General features: G+C 69.0%; 15 protein-coding genes. 1 reads left to right on the top strand and 14 read right to left on the bottom strand.

The window, feature by feature from the left end:
* Nucleotides 1-7 precede the first annotated feature (7 nt).
* The 7 genes from V6U89_RS12400 to acs form a co-directional block, all read right to left on the bottom strand.
* A complete protein-coding gene (locus V6U89_RS12400) occupies nucleotides 8-940 on the bottom strand; it encodes an alpha/beta fold hydrolase (RefSeq protein WP_334571071.1) in 933 nt (310 codons plus the stop codon).
* Between the two features lie 74 nt (nucleotides 941-1,014).
* Nucleotides 1,015-1,431, bottom strand: coding sequence for a hypothetical protein (locus V6U89_RS12395; protein ID WP_334571069.1), 417 nt, complete (start codon nucleotides 1,429-1,431; stop codon nucleotides 1,015-1,017).
* Nucleotides 1,432-1,720: 289 nt separating this feature from the next.
* Nucleotides 1,721-4,108, bottom strand: coding sequence for an immune inhibitor A domain-containing protein (locus V6U89_RS12390; RefSeq protein ID WP_334571220.1), 2,388 nt, complete (start codon nucleotides 4,106-4,108; stop codon nucleotides 1,721-1,723).
* Between the two features lie 319 nt (nucleotides 4,109-4,427).
* Nucleotides 4,428-6,734: an immune inhibitor A domain-containing protein gene (locus V6U89_RS12385; RefSeq protein WP_334571065.1), complete on the bottom strand. Its 2,307-nt coding sequence runs from the start codon at nucleotides 6,732-6,734 to the stop codon at nucleotides 4,428-4,430.
* 327 nt (nucleotides 6,735-7,061) lie between these two features.
* Complete coding sequence (locus tag V6U89_RS12380; protein ID WP_334571064.1) at nucleotides 7,062-7,415, bottom strand: hypothetical protein; 354 nt, start codon at nucleotides 7,413-7,415, stop codon at nucleotides 7,062-7,064.
* Nucleotides 7,416-7,509: 94 nt separating this feature from the next.
* Complete coding sequence (locus tag V6U89_RS12375; RefSeq protein ID WP_334571063.1) at nucleotides 7,510-8,712, bottom strand: amidase domain-containing protein; 1,203 nt, start codon at nucleotides 8,710-8,712, stop codon at nucleotides 7,510-7,512.
* Between the two features lie 499 nt (nucleotides 8,713-9,211).
* Nucleotides 9,212-11,176 carry an acetate--CoA ligase gene (gene acs, locus V6U89_RS12370; protein WP_334571062.1) on the bottom strand — a complete coding sequence of 655 codons (1,965 nt, stop codon included), beginning with the start codon at nucleotides 11,174-11,176 and terminating at the stop codon, nucleotides 9,212-9,214.
* A gap of 344 nt (nucleotides 11,177-11,520) precedes the next feature.
* Between acs and V6U89_RS12365 the strand changes: the two genes are divergently transcribed.
* Nucleotides 11,521-12,267, top strand: coding sequence for an oxidoreductase (locus tag V6U89_RS12365; RefSeq protein WP_210776147.1), 747 nt, complete (start codon nucleotides 11,521-11,523; stop codon nucleotides 12,265-12,267).
* A 120-nt stretch (nucleotides 12,268-12,387) separates the two neighbouring features.
* Here the strand turns inward: V6U89_RS12365 and V6U89_RS12360 are convergent, their stop codons facing one another.
* The 7 genes from V6U89_RS12360 to V6U89_RS12330 form a co-directional block, all read right to left on the bottom strand.
* Nucleotides 12,388-13,191, bottom strand: coding sequence for an HAD family hydrolase (locus V6U89_RS12360; RefSeq protein ID WP_334571061.1), 804 nt, complete (start codon nucleotides 13,189-13,191; stop codon nucleotides 12,388-12,390).
* Nucleotides 13,192-13,544: 353 nt separating this feature from the next.
* Nucleotides 13,545-14,237: a tyrosine-type recombinase/integrase gene (locus V6U89_RS12355; protein ID WP_334571219.1), complete on the bottom strand. Its 693-nt coding sequence runs from the start codon at nucleotides 14,235-14,237 to the stop codon at nucleotides 13,545-13,547.
* A gap of 204 nt (nucleotides 14,238-14,441) precedes the next feature.
* Nucleotides 14,442-15,623: a low temperature requirement protein A gene (locus V6U89_RS12350; RefSeq protein ID WP_334571059.1), complete on the bottom strand. Its 1,182-nt coding sequence runs from the start codon at nucleotides 15,621-15,623 to the stop codon at nucleotides 14,442-14,444.
* 184 nt (nucleotides 15,624-15,807) lie between these two features.
* Entirely contained in the window at nucleotides 15,808-16,977 is a 1,170-nt protein-coding gene (locus V6U89_RS12345; protein WP_334571058.1) for a low temperature requirement protein A, read from the bottom strand.
* A gap of 343 nt (nucleotides 16,978-17,320) precedes the next feature.
* Nucleotides 17,321-18,502: a low temperature requirement protein A gene (locus tag V6U89_RS12340; protein WP_334571056.1), complete on the bottom strand. Its 1,182-nt coding sequence runs from the start codon at nucleotides 18,500-18,502 to the stop codon at nucleotides 17,321-17,323.
* 492 nt (nucleotides 18,503-18,994) lie between these two features.
* Nucleotides 18,995-19,498, bottom strand: a complete 504-nt coding sequence (locus tag V6U89_RS12335; protein ID WP_334571055.1) for a HEAT repeat domain-containing protein — start codon at nucleotides 19,496-19,498, stop codon at nucleotides 18,995-18,997.
* 662 nt (nucleotides 19,499-20,160) lie between these two features.
* The gene (locus V6U89_RS12330; RefSeq protein ID WP_334571053.1) at nucleotides 20,161-20,790 is read right to left on the bottom strand and encodes a DUF1963 domain-containing protein; all 630 of its coding nucleotides are present in this window, start codon (nucleotides 20,788-20,790) and stop codon (nucleotides 20,161-20,163) included.
* Nucleotides 20,791-20,848 lie beyond the last annotated feature (58 nt).

Genomic DNA, 20,848 nt, shown 5'->3' with positions numbered 1-20,848 from the left:
CGCCCGGTCACGACTTCGCCCAGCGGAGGATCTCGCCGAGCACCGTCTCCGGGGCCTCGACGTGCGGGAAGTGCCCGACTCCGTCGAGCAGCCGCCACTCGTATTCGGCGGTGACATACCGGCCGGAGCCCTGGGCGGTACGCGGCAACGAGGCGGTGTCCAGCGCCCCGTGCAGTTGCAGGGTCGGGGTCACCAGCGGCTTCTGCATCAGCCGGACGAACCGGTAGCCGTGCAGCCGCAACACCGACCGGAACGCCCAGCGGTAGCCCTCCAGCGCGCAGAACGCGGCCTGCGGGATCTGGATCGCCTCCCGGCAGCACCGCGCGTACGCGTCGAACTCCGGCCCCCGGGTCCACTGCGGGCCGCCCCAGCGGCGCAGCATCTCCTCGACGGCGGCACCGCCGTCCCGGGTCAGCAGGTGCTCGTAGCGGGGCAGCTGGAACTTCAGGGTGGGCGTGGAGGCGGCGAACTGGCCGCGCGGGTCGGCGAAGATGGCGGCCCGCAGGCGCAGCGGGTGCGGCGCGCCGAGCACCACCAGCCGGCGGACCAGCGTGGGGTGGAACGAGGCCGCCGTCCAGCCGATCAGGCCGCCCGCGCCGGTGCCGACCACGGTCGCGGAGCGTTCGCCCAGCGCCCGGATCAGTCCGGCGACATCGGCGGCGAGGGTGTAGCCGTCGTACCCCCGGGGTGGCTTGTCGCTGGCGCCGTAGCCGCGCAGGTCGACGGCGACCGCCCGGAAGCCGGCGTCGGCGACCGCCGGCAGCACCTGGTGCCAGGCCCACCAGTACTCCGGAAAGCCGTGCAGGAACAGCACCATCGGGCCGGCGCCGGCCTCGACGACGTGGAAGCGGCTGCCGTTCGCGCCGACGAACCGGTGCGTCCACGGCCCCTCGGTCAGAACGCAGGACTCGTCGACGGGTCCGCCACGCTGCTCGGTCATGTGCCACAGCCTAGGACCCCGGTGCAGCTTGACCGTCCCGCCGACCCCAGGGGTGACCGGGACCGTGGGGCCGGTCAGCCGACCGGCTGGATTTTCACGATGCTCGCGGCGTCGCCCGGCCCGCAGTCGTGCGCAGGGTCGGCCGGCCCGATGGTGACCAGCACGGTGGTGCCGGTGGCGAAGCTGCCCATCCCGGGGCCGTGCAGCGCGTACTGCCGGCCGTCGTCGGTGACCAGGCCGTAGCAGGGCCCGGGGCCGCCCCGGTTGATCCGGCCGGCGAGCACGTCGGTCGGCCGGTTGTCGGTGGGCTTCTTCGGCAGGCCGCTCGGCGGTGGCAGGGTCGGCAGTGCGGTCGCGGAGAGCGGGGTGGGCCGGTCGGCGGGCGGTGCCGGGGTGCCGGACGGCGCGGTGGCGGGCGGGGTCGCCGGCGGGGACGCCGCCGCGGCGGAGCCGGGCGGGGTGCCGGGGGTCGTCGGACGGTCGTCGGACACGGGACCTCCGTTCCCGGCGCAGCCGGCGAGGGGGACGAGCAGGGCCAGCGCGAGGGCGGCCGGCAGGACGACGGTACGTGGCGTCACGCCGGTGGGACGCGCCAGGATCCGGTGCGGTTCCCGCCCGCCGGGCGCCGCGCTCAGGCGCGAGCCGGGCCGACCGGTGCCGACGGGGCGGGCGGGCCGATGTCGATCGGGCGGGCCGGCGGACAGCGGTGACGGCCCCCGAGAAAGGGCGATGCCCGGGCAGGTGACCTGCCCGGGCATCGGTGGAGCGCTGATCAGCGGATCAGGAGAAGCGGACCTTCAGCGAGGTGCCGTCCTGCTCCAGGACCCGGATCTTGGTGCCGGTGGCCGGGAGCTTGACGCCGTGGTTCGGCAGCTCCGCGTACCAGTACTTCTGGGTGTCGTCGAACAGCGGCTGCGCGGCCTGACCCCGGATGTAGGAGGGCTGGCTGTTGACGTGCAGCGTGAACGAGTCGGCCTTCTTCAGGCTGAACGGCGCGTCGTAGACCTGGACCCGGGCCCGCCAGGGGTTGCCGGTCAGGTTGTAGATCGGCCGCGGGTGCGCGTCGATGATCATGTTACGACCCTCGCCCGGGTGGACGAACGTGTCGTTGTCGGCCCACCGGAGGTTCCAGTAGGAGATCAGCAGACCCGTCTGGTACGCGTAGTGGTCCACGTAGTCCGGCCGGGTGTTCGCGTAGCCGAAGAAGTACGGGCCGGTTTTGAGGTACTGGTCGTACGAGACGTACGACCGGTTGCCGGCGATGTAGTAGTTGTCGAACTTGCGCTTGTAGGTCTCCTCCACCACGGTGAACCCGTTCAGGGTCCAGCCGGTGGCGCCGGCCTCGGCACCGTCGCTGAGCACCGTCTGCCCGTCGGCGGTGACGGTGATCGCGTCACCGTAGAAGCCACCCGAGGAGACACCACCGTCGGTCTGGTAGCGCAGCCGGAACTGCGCCACCTGGCCGGCGAGGGCGTTCATCGGGATGGTGACGTCGACCCAGTTGTCGCCGCTGGAGCCGTCCAGGGCGAAGCGCCCGGGCGAGATCTCCTTGAGGGCCTTGCCGTTGGCCGTACCCGGCAGCGTCGCCCAGGTCTGGCCGTTGTCGGTGGACGCCTCGAAGAAGAGGTAGTCGTAGTCCTCTTCGATGTTGTAGCGACCCTTCATCGACAGCGCGGCGCTGGTCTTCCCGGTGAGGTCGATGGTCCGCGTCATCGTGGTGTTCAGGTCGTCGTCGTTGCCCGAGAAGAACTGCTTGGTGCCCTCGAACGGCTTACCGTTCTGGAAGGTGTACTCCCGCTGCGGCAGCACCACGACGGCGCCCTGGGCCTTGGCGGTGTTGTACTCCTGCGGCCCGAGCTCCAGGGTGCGCTGCTGGCCGGCCACGATCACCTCGTAGTCGAGCCAGCCGAGCTGGAGCTTGTTCCAGGCGCCGAGGTCGCCGCCCCGCTCGCCGATGCCACCGTCGTTCTTGGCGCCGAGCCGGCTCTGGGCCATCAGGGTCCAGTGCTCGTTGTTGTTGTCCCCACCACTGGTGACGTTGTAGTCGTCCGGCAGACCGAGGTCGTGGCCGTACTCGTGGTAGAAGACGCTGCGGCCGCCGTTCTCCGGCTGGATCGTGTAGTCACCGATCCACACGCCCGTGTTGCCGATCTGGGTACCGCCGGCCGGGAAGTTGGCCGGGCCGGTGTTGCCCTGGTCGGAGGCGAAGGCGTACCAGCGGTGGCTCCAGATGGCGTCCTCACCCTGGTACGGGTCACCGTCGGCCTGGTCGCCGCCGGAGTGGACGATCTGGAAGTGGTCGATGTAGCCGTCCGACTCGTTGAAGTTGCCGTCGGCGTCGAAGTCGTAGCGGTCCCACTCGTCCATCGCCTTGACGTCGGCGGCGATCTCCGCGTCGGAGCGCCCCTGCGCCTTCTGGTCGGCGACCCACTTGTTCGCGGCGTCCCGGACCAGGGCCCAGGTGTTGGTGCAGACGTTCGAGGCGCACGGGTAGCCGTCGGAGCGGCCGTACCGAGCCTCGTTGTACTGCACCTTGACCCAGTTGGTGACCTCGCCCTCGACGCTGTAGCGACCCGAGGACTGGGCCTCGTAGTACTGCTTCAGCGACTCGTCGCCCTGACCCGTTCCGAAGTAGAGCTTGCGGAAGTAGTCAGCGCTGTAGTCGGCCTGCCAGACGGTGGAGTTGTCCACCGCCCGGTTGGGGGCCGGGATCTCGTTGTGCAGCGGACCGTCGAACCGGGTCGGACCTGCGGTGTCCGGGTCGGTGTCCTGGTCCGGGTAGTTCGGGTGCCGATCGTTGCCGAACTCCGCGAGGATCACGAAGATCTTGTCGGTCCGCTCGCGGGAGAGCTCGACGTACTGGTCCTGCGTCAGGGCGGCAGCCGTGGCCGTGCGGACGGTCTGCCCCTCGGCCTGGGTCTTGCCGACCTTGACGACCGTGCTGCCGTTGATCTTCTGTGCCTTGGCCTTGCCGGAAAGGACCTCGCTCAGGCCCTCCTGGCGCAGCGCCCGCCGCTTGTTCTCGAGCGGGTTGGGCAGATCGTGGTCGACATGGGCAGGCTCGGCGACCGACGGGGCGGCCGCCGGCAACTTCGGCGTGGGCGCGGCGCTGGCGGACGTGCCCGCCGCCAGACCTGTCGCCGTCAGCGAAAGCCCGAGCAGACCCACTGCGACTTTGCGCACGTGGTACCTCCGGTGTGAGGGAACCGGCCCAACGGGGGTACGGGCCGGTGAAGTCGTCCCACTAGTGGGACTGATGGTGAAGATAGACACTCCTGCGACGCGTGGGAAGACAGACGCGTCGATTTGTTGCAAGATTTTGTTGGGAATGCTTTTCACCGTCACACCGGTGCGGTTCATCAATGCGATGAGCAGGGCGAATCCGCGAGTGGTGGATCATAGTGACAGATTTCGATCAGATTGCGGCGGGCGCAAAACAGTGGGGCCGGTGGCGTCACCGCCACCGGCCCCACTGTTAACACATCGATCAGTTGCTGACCTTCACGACCATGTCGTCGGTCGGGTTGGTGCCCTGCTTCAGGATCTGGATCGTGGTGCCGGTGCCGGCCACCTTGACCGAGTTCCACGCGTTGCCCGAGGTCCAGTACTTGCCGATGCCCTTGTCACTGAAGATCGGGTTCGGGGCGAGCTCCGGCAGCGTGACCGCCACACCGTTGCGGTGGAAGGTCTGCGCCGGCTTGGCGTACAGGCTGAACGTCGCGTCGAAGCCGTTGCGACGGTTGCTGATGGTGCCCTGGCCGCCGACGTTGATCTTGTCGGGGCGAACGTCCACCGGCAGGTTCAGGCCGTAGCCCGGGTGCTGCGAGGTGTTGTTGTCGCCGTACGCGTAGTTCACGTACCAGACCAGCATGCCCTGGTGGTTGGAGTAGCGCTCCACCCAGTTCGGGCGGGTGTTGAGGAACCCGTAGTTGTACCCACCGGTCCGCAGCGTGTCGTCGTACCCGAAGTAGGTCCGGTTCTCCGCGATGTAGAAGCGGGGGTACACGGCGGTGACCGAACCGGTCATCCGGGTGAAGCCCTTCGCGGTCCACGCCGCGTCCAGCGTCTCGGCGTCGTCGGTCCAGGCGGTGGCGCCGTTCTTGACGAGCGAGACGTTGTCCAGGAACGCGCCGGCGAGGTGCACGCCGCCGTCGGTCTGGTAGCGGTAGCGGAACTGCACGGTCTGCCCGGCGTACGCCGACAGGTCGTAGGTCAGGTCGACCCAGTTGCCGCTGGTGGAGCCGTCGACGCCGGTCTCGCCGGAGTCGATGAGCGAGTTGCTCAGCGAGGCCCAGGTGGCGCCACCGTTGGTGGACACCTCGGCGTAGAGGTAGTCGTAGTCCTCTTCGATGTCGTACCAGGCCTTCGCGGTGATCGACGCGGAGGTCGCACCGGTCAGGTCCAGCTGACGGGTCAGCGTGGTGTTCAGGTCGTCCGCGCTGCCGCCCCACCACTCGTTCACACCCGCGAACGGGGTGTTGTACGAGGTGGTCTGGGTCTGCGGCGGCAGGTTGACCACGACCGCCTGGGCCTTCGGCCCGTTGCTGTCGCCGGCCGGCCCGAGCGTCACCTGGGTGCTGCCCTTGCCGTACTCGACGGTTTCGTGGTTCAACCAGCCGAGGAACAGCTTGGAGTACGGGTCCATGTAGCCCGGGGTCGAACCGATGTCGTCCTTGCCGTGGCTCAGCCACGAACCCGAGGCCATCAGGCTCCAGAAACCGACGCCGTTGTCGCCGCCGGCGGTGTCGTAGTAGTCCGGCAGACCGAGGTCGTGGCCGTACTCGTGGGCGAACACGCCCAGACCGCCGTTCTCCGGCTCCGTGGTGTAGTCACGGATCCAGAGGCCGGTGTCACCGATCTGCACACCACCGGAGAGGTTGCCCGCCGGACCCGCGGAACCCGCGAGGTTCGGGAAGGCGGCCCACCGGTGCGACCAGATGGCGTCCTCGCCCTCGGCGCCGCCGCCGGCCTCTTCGCCCTCACCGGCGTGCACCGCCTGGAAGTGGTCGATGTAGCCGTCGGCCTCGTTGAAGTTGCCGTCGCCGTCGAAGTCGTACCGGTCCCAGATGTCGAACTGGGCCAGGTACTCCTTGATCTGGGCCGGGGTCTTGCCCGCCGCCACCTGGGCGTTGTACCAGGAGGTGGCGCTGTCCTTCACGAAGTTCCAGTACCCGTCGGCCTCGGAGATGGCGTTGCTGCCGTACCGCGCCTCGTTGTAGGGAACCTTGACCCAGTCGCTCACGTCACCGCTGACGGTGTAGCGCCCGCCGGACTGCTGGAAGTAGAAGTCCCGCATCGACTCGCCAGGACCGAACATCATGTCCTGGAAGTGGGCCCGGTTGAAGTCGGACCGCCACAGCGTGCTGTTGTCGTCGGTGGCGCTGCCGTCCCAGTTGCGGTCCGGCTGGGGGATCTGGTTACGGACCGGGCCGGCAGCTCCACCGGTCCGGGGATCCGTCTTGTCGCCGAACTCGACCAGCATCGTGAAGATCGGGTCCGTCTTCGGTGCCTGCTGGTACTCGACGAACAGGTCGTCCTTGACCTGGATGACCTTCGAGCCGTTGCGCGTCTGAAGCTTGGCCTTACCGGAGAGCAGGTCGGCAATGGCCTGCTTGCGGACCTCCCGCTGCTGATCCGCCTTCGGATCCGGGAGGCTGTCCTTGCCGTGCTTCGCCTTGTCGGCGCCGGGGGTCGGCTCCGCCGCCGGGGCAGCGGATGCCGGCGCCGTGACGACGCCGGCCGCCAGCAGCGCGGCCGCGGCCGAGGCCAGACCGGCTGTGACTCGTCTCCTCAAAGGTCCTCCTCCTTTGTGGAACTGTTACATGACGGGGACAACCAAAGCCGTCTCTGTCATGTCATGCGTCACTCACCATGACAGAGGTTTAAACAGTTGTCACGAGTCAATTACGCCGAGGAGCGCCCATCATTCCGCCCCAAATCGGCACCAACCAGCCCGCAAATCAACCACCGGCTCACGTTACGGTTTGGCCACGATCACTTAGAGTGACGGTGATTATGAGTCCCCAAGATGGAGCGCTCGTGCCGACGAAAATGTCACACCGATCGGCGAAGACAGGTGGGCGAGCGTAAGAAAGTGGGGCCCGTGCCTCCGAAGGTGGCCTCAACCCGGCGGTGAGGTGTGGGCCGGTGGTGTGCCCGGATCCGTGACTGCCGAGCCCAGCGCTATCCACCACCTGTCGTCGACCTTGGCGAGCGGAACCGACATGGCGATCGGCTTGCCCGTCCCGTCCTTCGCCGTGACATCAGCGACGGCCGCGCCGGCAAGGTCGCCCCTGCGCCAGGAGACCTCGACGTTCCGCCACTGCCGCCCGCCGACCGCACTGACTGCGGCGTCGATCTCTGCCGTGGCGTCCACTCCCGGGGTGCACATCTGGCCGATACGGGCCCGGTCGCCTGCCTGCACCGCCGCCAGATAGTCGGTGAGCAGCCTCTCCTGTGCCTGCTCGTCCGGCACGTCGGGAGAGCAGGCGGCCAATATGCAGAGGATCAGCAGGGAGCCCCTAGCGAACCATATACGGACATTGTTCATGGCGGGGCTCCCTGGTTGATCACGTGCGGTACGCGTAGTACCAGGAGGACGTGTAGGAACTGAGGATATCGGTGAGCGGGCGGTTCTTGTGGTCGCTTGAGTGATACGTCAGGTAAATGTTCGACGAGCTGCGGTAGGTGACCAGCATGGTGTGGTCCATGATGCCGTCCCGGTTGAAGTCCATTTGAAGGACGTCCGCCAGAGACATGTACCAGACATTGCTCAGTGAGTTGGTTCGCCGGGGGGCGAATTGCGACCAGTTCTCAGCGCCGGCCCAGGTGTACGTCTGGTTAAGCGAGTTGTACCACCAGTTCCAGCTGTATTTGTACCACCCGTAGTCGAACGTCCATCCGCCGTATCGCATGATCTGGGAGATGAAGTTTGTGCAGTCCCCGCCGCCGCCGTTCGCGGCGAAATTGCGGTACGAGGTGTTGTAATTGTCCCAGTACCGATACGCGTAGTCGCGCATGCATGTGTAGCAGAGACCAGCCGGGATCGCCTGGGTTCCGAACTCGCCGCTGCTCAACGCGGGCGGAGGGGCCGCATCGTCGGGCTTGCCGTCGCCGATCGGGGTGGTACCGTCCTCCGACGACGGCATCTCGAGCGGAATCTCTTCGCCATTGGTGTCACTCGCGGCGTCCGCGTAACTCAACGGCTCCGTGGTGCCGTAGTTGTACTCGGCGCTCCCGCTCCCACTGGCGGCACTCGCCGCGGAGACCCGGGGCACATCGGCGGCTTCCGTGATCGGCGGGATGCCCTCCTTCTCGCCGATGCCCTGGTCGATGAGGCGCCAGTCGGCGCCGTGACGCTCGAAGGTGAAGATCCGGTCCACGGAATAGGCGGTCGACGGCTCGGCGCTGTCCGCCGGTGGGAATAGTTCGGCGACCTCGTGCACGCCCAGCACCGCGCGGGTTCCGGTGCTCTCGACCGTGGTGGGTGTCACCGAGACCGTGGCGGTTTCGTACGTCAGGCCGGTTCTCGCCAGACGACCGCGCTTGTCCTCGAGGAATTTGTCGAGCGACGAGACGCGGGCCGACATCGCCACGCCCATCGGTACGCCGGCTGCGGGCGTGGGCGCCTTCTTGGTGAGGAGTTTGTCCGCCCGTTCGGTGAGGTACCGCTGGGCGAGTGAGGTGAGCTTTTCCTTCTCCTGGGCCACGGACGCGCCCGCCGGCGTGGGTGCCGTGAATCCGGGCGCGGCGACGCCGATCGCGATGGCCAATGCCGTCAATCTGCGGCGTTGGCGAGACGTGTTGGATTTACTTCCGACCCTCATCTAAGGCCCCCATGCGGCGAGGATGTTGTAGATGGAGGGCCGACGGGCCATCCATCTATTCGGATATAGGCATCCAACCATGGAGAATGTTGCTGGTCAATGAAATGTTCTTGAGCCGTTTTTAACCTGGGTGGCGCCGCTCCTCGACCAGTTGAAGGACGAGGATCGCGCGCATCGGCTCGGGGAGGTTGCGGCCGTAGAAGGGACGACAACCGTGCCGCGGGCACCGTGGTAGCTCCTGCTGGGGGAGGTCGTCAACCTGGCCGCGTCGGTGAGGGCAGGGCTCCTTGCCGGTGAACAAACGCCGACGCGTCAGTTAAGGGTGAAAGGGCAGGATATGTGCGTGGCCGCATTCAGATGAGGTGAGACCGGAGTATTGCTGGAAAAACAAGGGTGGGTGACGGTCCGTCCGGACCGCCACCCACCGATCGGGGTACGCCTGTCGTCAGTCCTCGTCGGACTTGCCGCCGCTCATCCCCGAGGAGATCAGCTCCATCACCGAGGAGTCCTGGAGCGTGGTGACGTCGCCCAGCGAACGGTGCTCCGCCACGTCCCGCAGCAGCCGGCGCATGATCTTGCCGGAGCGGGTCTTCGGCAGCTCCGGCACCAGCATGATCTGCCGGGGCTTGGCGATCGGCCCGAGCGTCTTCGCCACGTGGTTGCGCAGCTCGGTGATGAGCTTCTCGCCCGCCTCACCCGCGGTGTCCGTCGTGCCGCGCGGGATGGCGAACGCGACGATCGCCTGGCCGGTGGTCGGGTCGGTGGCGCCCACGACCGCCGCCTCGGCGACGGAGGGGTGCGACACCAGCGCCGACTCCACCTCGGTGGTGGAGATGTTGTGCCCGGACACCAGCATCACGTCGTCGACCCGGCCGAGCAGCCAGATGTGCCCGTCGTCGTCCTTCTTCGCCCCGTCACCGGCGAAGTACATGCCCTCGAACCGGCTCCAGTACGTCTCGATGAACCGGTTGTCGTCGCCCCAGATGGTGCGCAGCATCGACGGCCACGGCTCGCGCAGCACCAGGTAACCGCCCCCACCGTTCGGCACCGACTTGCCCTGGTCGTCCACCACGTCGGCGCTGATGCCCGGCAGCGGGGTCATCGCCGAGCCCGGCTTGGCCGCGGTGACACCGGGCAGCGGCGAGATCATGATCGCGCCGGTCTCGGTCTGCCACCAGGTGTCCACGATGGGCAGCTCGCCCCGCCCGACGTGCTGCCTGTACCACATCCAGGCCTCGGGGTTGATCGGCTCGCCGACGCTGCCGAGCAGGCGCAGCGAGGACAGTTCGAAGCCGGCCGGGATGTCCTCGCCCCACTTCATCATGGTGCGGATCAGCGTCGGCGCGGTGTAGAGGATGGTGACCCGGTACTTGTCGACGATCTCCCAGAACCGGCCCTTGTGCGGGGTGTCCGGGGTGCCCTCGTACATCACCTGGGTGGCGCCGTTGGCCAGCGGGCCGTACACGATGTAGGAGTGCCCGGTGACCCAGCCGATGTCGGCGGTGCACCAGTAGACGTCCGTCTCCGGCTTCAGGTCGAACACCGCGTGCGCCGTCCAGGCCGCCTGGGTCAGGTAGCCGCCGGTGGTGTGCAGGATGCCCTTCGGCCGGGCCGTGGTGCCGCTGGTGTAGAGGATGAAGAGCGGGTGCTCGGCGTCGAACGCCTCCGCCGTGTGCTCGGCCGGCGCGGTCTCCACCGTCTCGTGCCACCAGTGGTCCTTCGCCGACCAGGCGACGTCCTCGCCGGTACGGCGGACCACCAGCACGTGCTCGATCGACGGGCAGTTCGCCACCGCCTCGTCCACCGTCGGCTTCAGCGCCGACGGCTTGCCCCGCCGGTAGCCACCATCGGCGGTGATCACCACCTTGGCGCTGGCGTCCTGGATCCGGTTGGTCAGCGCGTCGGCGGAGAAGCCGCCGAAGACCACGCTGTGCGTCGCGCCGATCCGGGCGCAGGCCAGCATCGCGACCGCGGCCTCCGGAATCATCGGCATGTAGATCGCCACCCGGTCGCCGGCGGTCACGCCCAGCTCGGTCAGCGCGTTCGCCGCCTGGCAGGTCAACCTGTGCAGGTCCGCGTAGGTGAGGGTGCGGGTGTCACCCGGCTCGCCCTCCCAGTGGATCGCCACCTTGTCGCCACGACCGGCCTCCACGTGCCGGTCCAGGCAGTTGTACGCCACGTTGAGCCGGCCGCCGACGAACCACTTCGCGAACGGCGGGTTCGACCAGTCGAGCACCTGGTCCCACTGCTTCGCCCAGGCCAGCCGCCCGGCCTGGCGCTCCCAGAAGGCCAGCCGGTCCTCGCCGGCCTCCCCGTACGCGTCGGCGGTGACGTTGGCCTCCGCGGCGAGTGCGGCCGGCGGCGGGAACTGGCGCGTCTCGTTCAGCAGGTTGGCCAATGCCTCGCTCATGCGGTGACTCCTTCTACGGGTGACCTACGTCTCCTACCCGGCTGAGGGTAGTCGTGGGCCCGGAAGGCCGCGACAACTCGTTCGGCCGGTACGCGCCGAGCGGCCCGCACCGCGCGCCCGGCGGCCTCCGCCCCCGGAGCCGACCCTTGCCGTCTTCGCCGCCGTCCCCGGAGCCGCGCGGTTCGCGGCGTGTCGTGGGGTCCGCAGCGCTCGTGGCCCCGGCATGCCGCCAAGCCGCGTCGACCGGGGGTGCGGTCGGGCGATCGCCCGGCGGGGCGGTGGCGCGGGTCGCGTTCCCGGCGGGTGGCGGCCGGTGGGGGCGGCCGGGTCGCTAGCGTGGCGGGGTGACCACGGATCCGCTCGCCCCGCTGCTCGCGCTCGCCGACATCGCCCCCGCCGTCGAGCGGGCCCGCGAGCGGGTCGACGAGGCGATGCGGCACCGCGCGTTGCGCCGGCACGGCGGTCAGGTCGCGGCCGAGGTCAGCCTCCGGTCCGCGGTGGCCAGCGCCGCCCTGGAGGGGTACGCCCACGAGCGCGAGACGGTCCGCGCCGGCACGGTCACCGAGCCGGTGCTCCAGGGGGCGCTGCGGGTGGCCGGGGCGCTGCCCGGACTGACCGAGCTCTGGCCCAAGGCCCCCCGGCAGGCGCTGGCCAAGCTGCACGTGCTCGCCGCCCGCAACGTGGTGACCGAGGACGAACTGGGCCGTCCGGTGGCCGATCCGGTGGTCGGCGCGCGACTGGACGGCCTCGCCGGACTGGTCGCCGGGGGCACCAACGTTCCCCCGCTGGTGCTGGCCGCCGTCGTACACGGCGAGTTGCTGAACCTGCGCCCGTTCGCCGGCCCGTCCGGCGTGGTGGCCCGCGCCGCCGCGCGGCTGGTGCTGATGTCGCGCGGCTTCGACCCGCGCGGGCTGGTCGCCGTCGACGTCGGGCACCGGGAGCGGGAGCCGGAGTACGTCGGCGCGGCCGGCGCCTTCGCCACCGGCACCCCGGACGGGCTGCGGTCCTGGCTGCGGCACTACATGTCGGCCGTCGAGGTGGGCGCCGACCAGCTCACCGTCATCGGCGACGAGATCCTCGCCGCCGCCTGATCCGTTCCGGACCGGATGACCGCGCTTCTGTCGCCCCTGCGGGATGTCCTCGCCGCCGTCCTGCCCGCTCCGATCGGCGGTCCTTGCCGCCTCCCTGGCCGCCCCGGCCGGCGGGTGCGCTCAGGCGACCGGAGTGACCTTGGCGCGGCGGTGCCGGCCGTACCAGGCGATGCCGATGGCGACTCCCACGCCGACGCCGAGCGCCGCCGCGGCCACCGGCACGGCCGGGCGCTCCCGCAGCCGCCGGCCCAGCGGGATCGGGTGCCGGAACTCCAGCACCGGCCAGGCGTTCTCGACCGCGAGCTTGCGCAGCGCCCGGTCCGGATTGACCACGGTGGGGTGGCCGACGCACTCCAGCAACGGCCGGTCGCTGTACGAGTCGGAGTAGGCGTACGAGTCGGCCAGGTCGTAGCCGCGGGCGGTGGCCAGCTCGCTGACCGCGTCGACCTTGCTCGGGCCGGCGGCGTAGAACTCCACCTCGCCGCTGTAGCGGCCGCCCTCGACCGTCATCCGGGTGGCGATCACGTCGGTCACGCCCAGCAGCTCACCGATGGGGCGGACCATCTCCTCGCCGGAGGCGGAGACCAGCACGACGTCCCGACCGGCGGCCTGGTGCTCCTCGATGAGGGCGGCGGCCTCGGCGTACACGTAGGGGTTGATCAGCTCGTGCAGCGTCTCCGCGACGATCTGACGGACCTGTTCCACCTGCCAGCCCTTACAGAGCGTGGCGAGATAGTCCCTGGTCCGGGCCATGGTCTGCTCGTCGGTGCCGCCCAGCCGGAACATCAGCTGCGCGTACGCCGACTTGACGACGTCACGCCGAGTGATCAGCCCGTCCCGGTAGAACGGCCGACCGAACGCCAGGGCGCTCGACTTGGCGATGACGGTCTTGTCCAGATCGAAGAAAGCGGCACTTCGGCCCACGGCGCGAAAGTCTAGCCCGATGGTCTAAGGTCGGCGGGTGCCCGGGGTCACCAGCCCCTCCGACCTGCGGGCCAGCCGTTGCAACCCCTGCTCTACGTGATGGCTATCACACGCTGTGGTCACATTTTCGCCCTGAGTGGGGTCAACACCACTCGACGTGAACACTCTGCTCGGGCATGCTTGTCCTCACGACGAGTATTCATATCTCGGACAACTCGCAGGCCCTCGGCGGTTGCACCCCCCGTGACCGCTGAGTGGTTCGGCTCAACCCCCCCGGAGCCGAACCTCCCGACGACCCCCGTCTCCCCCCGACGGGGGTCGTCCCTATTCCGGGGTGAATGCTCCGCCGCAGCTCACAGGCCCTCCTCGTCCTCAGCCAATGCGCTCTCGGACGGCGCTTCCCCGGCCAGAGGCAGCAGAGGGGCAGCAGAGCTGTCAAAGGCAGCCAGCACACGAGCCGCGTAGTCGTCCGGAGTGTGCGTGTACCGGTTGAGCGTCGTCGACGCCTGCTCGTGGCCCATGACCCGCTGCACCAGGTTGACCGGGACGCCGTCAGTCACCACCCAGGTGGCGTAGGCGTGCCGCAGATCGTGGAACCGCATCTCGCCCGCAGCCTTGGCCGCCGCGCAGGCAACAGCCTCCCGCTCGGTGGTGAACTCCGCCGACCACTCGACGCCCTCCCGGTCCGGCCAGGTCGCGCGATACCGCTGCGGGCCGGCGGTCACGACCCGGCCGAGCAGGCCGGCGCGGACCAACGAGGGCAGCCAGATCCGACGCCGGAAGTTCGACCGCCGCAGTGGCCGCCCCACCCGGTCACGGAAGACCAGCGTGCGCGGGTCCGGATCCTCGGCGGCAGCGCGCAGCTCGCGGAGGGCGGCCAAGAGGATGTCGGGCAGCGGCACGGTCCGGACCCCGGCGCGACTCTTCGGGTACGGGCGCAGCGCGATCCCGCCGTGGGTCTCCTCGGCCACCTGGACCACCCGCAGCGATGCCCCGTCGAGGTCGACCGACGACCACGTCAGCCCGGCGCACTCACCCCAGCGCAGCCCCGCCCCGGCCGCAGCGGCGACAATCCCCCGGTGCCGGGCTGGGACGGCAGGCAGCAGCCGACCGACGAAGTCTTCCCGGCTGATCGTGACCGGCTTGACGTCGCGGGACCGGTCACGTTCGCCCGGCCGGTTGCCGGCCGTGTCGGGTCTCGGGACGTCCGCGACAGAACAGTCTCGGGGACGTGGGTGACACCTTCCTGGCTAGCCGGGTGGTGAGGGCTGCTCGGGTGGGCGTCCTCGGGCGCGAGCTGTGTCGGATGCGGCGATTCCGGCCAGGACGAGGGCAGGTGCCATGGCGACCAGCAGCGGCGGCAGGAAGAACGCCGCTGGCGATGTGGCGGCGAGTACGAGGACCCCGATCGGCCGGGAGCGGGAGACCCGGCCGAACACCTCGTACTCGAAGATGGCCCGTCCGGCGAGGAACAGCGCGGGTCCGCCGAGGATGACGGTGATCCAGGCCGGTGGTGTGTGTCCGAGCGGGTGCTCGATGACAAGTTCGTCGCCGACGGAGATGACGACGATGCCAGCCACCATGATCAGGTGGGCGAACACGGCCGGGATTACGGCACGGAGTGGGTCGGGGGCGGCTGCGATGGCCTCCGCCAGCAGGCCCCCGGCGCGGTGGATGTAGATCCGCCACAGCAGCGCCGTGGTGGCGAACGCGACCACGACCGCGGCAATCCGGTCAGGCTCGAACCCGCCGCGGCTGAACGTCAGCCCGGCAACGAGGACGAGCTCGCCGAGCGCAATGATGAAGAGCTGCCGGTAGCGTTCGGCCTGGTGCTCGCCGGAGATCGCGAACTCGGACATTCGCATGAACGCGCGACCTAGCCGCGGTGTGGGCAAGCCGACCGCGATTGCCACGTACCCCACGGCCAGCGCCAGCGCCCACAGGACCCCACGGGCCGTGTCGTGCGTGAGGGCACCCGCGATCCACGGCACCGCGGACACGGCGAACCAGAAGAGCGGCCGCGCGAAGGCCGCCCGCGCCTCGTGGCCCCGCAACAGAAGCACCACGACGGCGCTGCGACCAGTCTGGGTAGCGACGTACACGCCGGCGAACACCAGACCTTGCTCGCCGAACGCCTCCGGTGCCGCGGCGGCCATCAGCAGGGTGCCGAGCATGGTCCCGATCACCAGCAGCTGCGTCGGCGGCTGCTGGGGGTCCAACCTGTCCGTGAGCCCCGCCGTGTGACCCCAAACCGCCCACAGGGCGAGCAGCAACACCAGCGTCTGGAAGGCACCGCTCCAGCTCAGATGCTCCAGCAGCCCCTGCGAGAGCCGCGCGAGCGCGAAGACGAACACCAGGTCGAAGAACAGCTCCAGGTACGTTGCTCGCGGTTCCTCGGGCTGGCGCAGGAGCCCGGCTGCCCCACTCGTCATCGGCTCGTCCCGTCTCTGCCGCTTCTGTCAGCCTCTGAGAACACTCGTACCACCCGGCAGCGCTAGTGGATGCGATACCGATGTGTCACGCAGGTCCTGAGACCCGACCGGCAGGTTGCCGGCCGTGTCGAGTCTCAGGAGGTCCGTGACAGAACAGTCTCGGGACGTGGGTGACACTTTCCGGCTAGCCAGGTGGTGAGGGCGGCTCGGGTGGGCGTCGTCGGGCTCGGGCTGCGTCGGATATGGCGATCCCGGCCAGGACGAGAGCAGCGGCGGCGGTGACCAGGACCGGTGGCAGGAAGATCATTGCCGGCGAGATGGCGGCGAGCACGAGGACCCCGACCACGCGGTTTCGGGACACCCGGCCGAACACCGCGTACTCGAAGATGGCCCGTCCGGCGAGGAACAGTGCGGGTCCGCCGAGGATGACGGCGACCCACGCCGGTTGGGTGTGCCCGAACGGGTGCTCGATGACGAGCTCGTCGCCGACGGAGATCGCGACGACGCTGGCGACCATGACCACGTGGGCGTACAGCGCCGACAGGCCAACGCGGAGCGGATCACGGGCCGCGGCGACGGCCGCACCCAACACCTCCCCGGCACGGGAGATGTAGATCCACCACAGCAGCACCGTGGTCGCGAACGCCACCACGACCGCCGCGCCGCGGTCCGCCTCGAAGCCGCCGCTGCTGAGCCCCAACCCCGTCACCAGAATCAGCTCGCCCAGCGCGATGATGAAGAACTGCCGATACCGCTCGGCCAGGAACTCGCCCGAGACCGAAAACTCCGCAGCACCGGCGCGACCCAGCCTCGGCATGGGCCAGCCGAGTCTGGCCACCGTGTAGTCCACGACCACCGCCAGCGCCCACAGCACCCCACGCGGCCAACCCTGCACGACAGCGCCCGCGAGCCACGGCACCGCCGACACGCCGAACCAGAACAGCAGCCGCATCTCGGGAAGCTCGTCGCCACGCGTAACGATCACGAGAACCAGGCTGCGACCGACCTGGACGGCGACGTACGCGCCGGCGAAGACCAGGCCATGTTCGCCGAACGCCTCAGGCGCTGCGGCCGCCAGCACCAAGCTGCCGAACATGGCTCCGATGGCCAGCCGCCGTATCGCGGGCTGCCACGGGTCGAACCTGTCGGCTACCAACGCCGACTGGGTCCACACCCACCACAGGGCGAGCAGCAGCACCAGCGTCTGGAAGGCGCCGCTCCAGTTCAGATGCTCCCGCAGGCCTAGGGAGAGCCGGAAGAGCGCGAAGACAAAAACCAGGTCGAAGAACAGGTCCAGGAACGTCGCCCGCTGCTCCTCCGGTCCCCGCACCAGCCGGGCTGCGCCACTCGTCATCGGTTGGTCCCGTTTCCGCCGCTTCTGTCAGCCTCTGAAACAGTCGTACCACCCGGCACCGCTGGTTGATGTGGATGTGCTGCTGCGGCCCAAGATCGAACGGCCTTGCCGGTGGCGGGCGACGGTAGAGGGCGATTAGTTCCTTCCAGCCGTCGCCGCCGGCTCTGATCAGCTCGTCGACCTTGACCAGCCGTCGGGCCAGTACTACAGGTGGCGGAGTGTTAGCCAGGTCCTGATACCGATCTGTCATGCAGGTCCTGAGACACGACACCGGCTGCCGGCAATGTCGGGTCTCAGGACGTCCGTGACGGAACAGTCTCGGGACGTGGGTGACACTTTCTGGCTAGCCGGGTGGTGAGGGGCGCTCGGGTGGACGTCCTCGGGCGCGAGCTGTGTCGGATGCGGCGATTCCGGCCAGGACGAGGGCAGGTGCCATGGCGACCAGCAGCGGCGGCAGGAAGAACGCCGCTGGCGATGTGGCGGCGAGTACGAGGACCCCGATCGGCCGGGAGCGGGAGACCCGGCCGAACACCTCGTACTCGAACACGCCCCGTCCGGCGAGGAACAGCGCGGGTCCGCCGAGGATGACGATGATCCAGGCTGGTGGTGTGTGTCCGAGCGGGTGCTCGATGACAATCTCGTCGCCGACTGCGATGGCGACGATGCCAGCGACCATGAGCAGGTGGGCGCGTAACGTCCCGACGACCGCGCGGTGCGGGTCGGGGACGGCTGCGATGGCCTCCGCGAGCAGTCCCCCGGCGCGGTGGATGTAGATCCGCCACATCAGCGCCGTGGTAGCGAACGCGACCGCGACCGTGGCAACCCGGTCAGGCTCGAACCTGCCGCGGCTGAACGTCAGCCCGGTGACCAGGATGAGCTCGCCGAGCGCGATGATGAACAGCTGCCGGTAGCGTTCGGCCAAGTGCTCGGCGGAGATCGCGAACTCGGACATCCGCGCGGTCGAGCGACCCAGCCGCGGTGTGGGCATGCCGAGTGAGAGTGACCCGTACTCCACGACCACCGCCAGCGCCCACAGGGCCGCACGGGCCGTGTCGTGCGTGAGGGCACCCGCGATCCACGGCATCGCGGACACGCTGAACCAGAAGACCAGCCGCGCAAAGACGCGCCGCGCCCTGTGGCCCCGCAGCAGGAACACAGCACCGGCGTTGCGACCGATCTGGGTGGCCACGTACACGCTGGCAAAGATCAGGCCTTGCTCGCCGAACGCCTCCGGCGCTGCGGCGGCCATCAGCAGGGTGCCGAACATGGTCGCGATCACCAGCAGCTGTATCAGCGGCTGCTGCGGGTTCAACCTGTTCGTGAGCCTCGTCGTGTTGGCCCAAACCGCCCACAGGGCGAGCAGCAACACCAGCGTCTGGAAGGCGCCGTTCCAGTTCAGATGCTCCAGCAGCTCCTGCGAAAGCCGTGCGAGCGCGAAGACGAACACCAGGTCGAAGAAGAGTTCCAGGTACGCCGCTCGGGGTTCCTCGGGTCGTCGCAGGAGCCCGGCCGCCCCACTCGTCATCTGCTCGCCCGTTTCTGCGGGTTCCGCCCAGCTTTTGGGTAGTTTGTACCACGGGGTAGCGCCGTCAGGTGCGGATGTGCTGCGGTGGCCCGGGTTCGAGCGGCTCCGTTTACCCGCCAGGCGGCGATAGATGTCGGTGAGTTCCCTCCATCCGTCGTCGCCCGCGCGGATCAGGTCGACCTTGTCCCAGGCGTCGGGCCGGCGCTACAGACGGCGGAGTGTGTCACCCAGGTCCTGATACCGATCCGTCACGCAGGTCCTGAGACACGACAAACCGGCTGCCGGCAATGTCGGCCGCCGGCGATGTGGTTCAAACTTTCTGTACGTCTTCAAGGCGGGCCGCAAGCGGCCCGCTCGCCCCGCTCGGGGCACGCCGCGCCTTGCCGCTTCGCTCCCGGCGCGGCGACCCCGGCGGTGCGTAACCCGCAGTGGGCACCACGAAGCCCCGGCAAGTACCGACTTGCGGGGCCTGCCGGGGCTCCGGGTCAAGGGTCAGTCGCCGTGCTTGTCGAGCCAGGCGGTCGCGGCGGCCACGGGATCGTCCTGCTTGTGAAACCGGCGGCGAACGATCTTCCCGAGGCTTTCAACGGCGCAATCCCGCGTATCGCCGTCAGTGTTGTCCGAACGTATTAGTGCTGCTAACGCCGGCACTGCCGCCCGGTTCTTCAGGGCGCCCAACGCCAAGACGATGCCGTCGCGTGGCTGGTCCTCGTGCTCACCGCGGAGCGCGGTCAACAGCTCGCTCACGACACCATCGGAGTCCTGGCCCAACCATGCCAGAGCCCCTGCGGCGTCCTCCCGGCTGTCCGGGTTGCTGCTCCTCAGCATCAGGATCAGGTACGGCAGGGAGTCAGCGCCGCGCGCGATCAGCCCCCACGAAGCGGTCACCCGGTTGTGGAAGTCATGTTCCCGCGTCGCTTCCAGGTGTAGCCGGTAGTAGCTCTCCGCCGAGTCGCAGTACTCCCTGAGGTCCGGGACACCCCGCCGATCAACCATCCCGATATCATGCAGAAGGCCCATAGGCGGCAGAGCGGCGGACCCGGCCGGGCGCACGAGCACGATGCCTCCGGGTCGTAGGGCCTCCGGCCCTACGACCCGGAAATAGCCTCCGGCGGCCGGGGCTACTCGCCCCGGACCCTCGGCGACTCTGGGATGCCTCGGCCGCGACCGGGTACCCGTCGCACACCGGAGGCCACCAGACCGCGCCGACCTGGTCCAGGTCGTTCGTCCAGTGGGGCGCTCCACCTGGACCAGGTCGGCGCGGCCCGGCAGGGCGGAGCCTGCGCGACGGGATGCCGGTACCGGTAGGAGCCAAGTACAGGCCCCTCCCCCTGGGAGAGAACTGGGAGACGATCTTGCCCGGAGACGCTTTCGACGCCTCCCCCAACCAACAAGCACCAACGCCCTGACCAGCATGAATAGCCATACGTACATCTCACGGCGCGACCTTGACCTAGTTCGGGACGAAGACATCGTGAGTCGATTACCTGCCGTGCTACTTGCAGGGCCCAATGGGGCGGGGACCACCTGGGGACCGCACGTCCAGCCGGAACGCCCACGTACAGCACCCCAGCCGACGCCCCTCCAACCGATAGATCGGGGCTGACGTGCGCGAACGTCTACCGCTACGTCCTGGGGGTCAAGGGGTCGCCGTGAGTTCACCGCTGCCACAGGAACGCGGCGGTCTTGCAGGGCCGGCATCGAAATCCGTAGCCGCATCCGCCACCGCCGAAGTTGATGGCGGTGCGATAGTCGTGGCCTTCCTCCAGCTGCACGACAAACGACATCGGTAGGCCGCACATCGCACAGATGGGTGTCTCGTCGGCCTGCAGCCACGCGGGCAGGCCGCCCAGCTGGCCGAGCACGTCTCGTTGCGGGCGACCGGATTCACCGGACCACTGCTCACATGCCTCGCCGTAGTTCTTGGAGTCGTTCATCGGCACGTAGGCGACCGCGGATGTCTCGGCCAGCAGGATGTCCTCGCCTGAGGGCAGGGCGGCCGGGGCCAGCTGGTCGAGCCCGAACACGAATGCGCAGTTTCCGCCCGAGGTCGCGTCCCACTCGTCGCACAGCCCTGGATCGTTCTGACACATGAAGATTGAGAACAGGCCGCACTCGGCCGAGTCGAGGTCGTCGAGTCGGACCTGGGCCAGGAACTGCATCGGCCCGGCGCACTCAGAGCACCGTGGCCAGCGAAATTCCGATGGCACGAGCGGGACCCCTCCGGTGCGCGTCCCGGCCGCATCTGCTGCCACGTTCGCACCCGCGTAGATCATCAGCGTCGTCATGGCGCGCAGCGTATGGAAGCAAGCCTCCTTCGTCGAGGGCCGGCATGGGAGCCAGCCA

This window comes from Micromonospora sp. CPCC 206171 (genome assembly GCF_036906755.1).
Taxonomy (GTDB): Bacteria; Actinomycetota; Actinomycetes; order Mycobacteriales; family Micromonosporaceae; genus Micromonospora; species Micromonospora purpureochromogenes.
The sequence above is the reverse complement of the archived record's forward strand: the minus strand, read 5'-3'. Positions and strand labels throughout refer to the sequence as shown.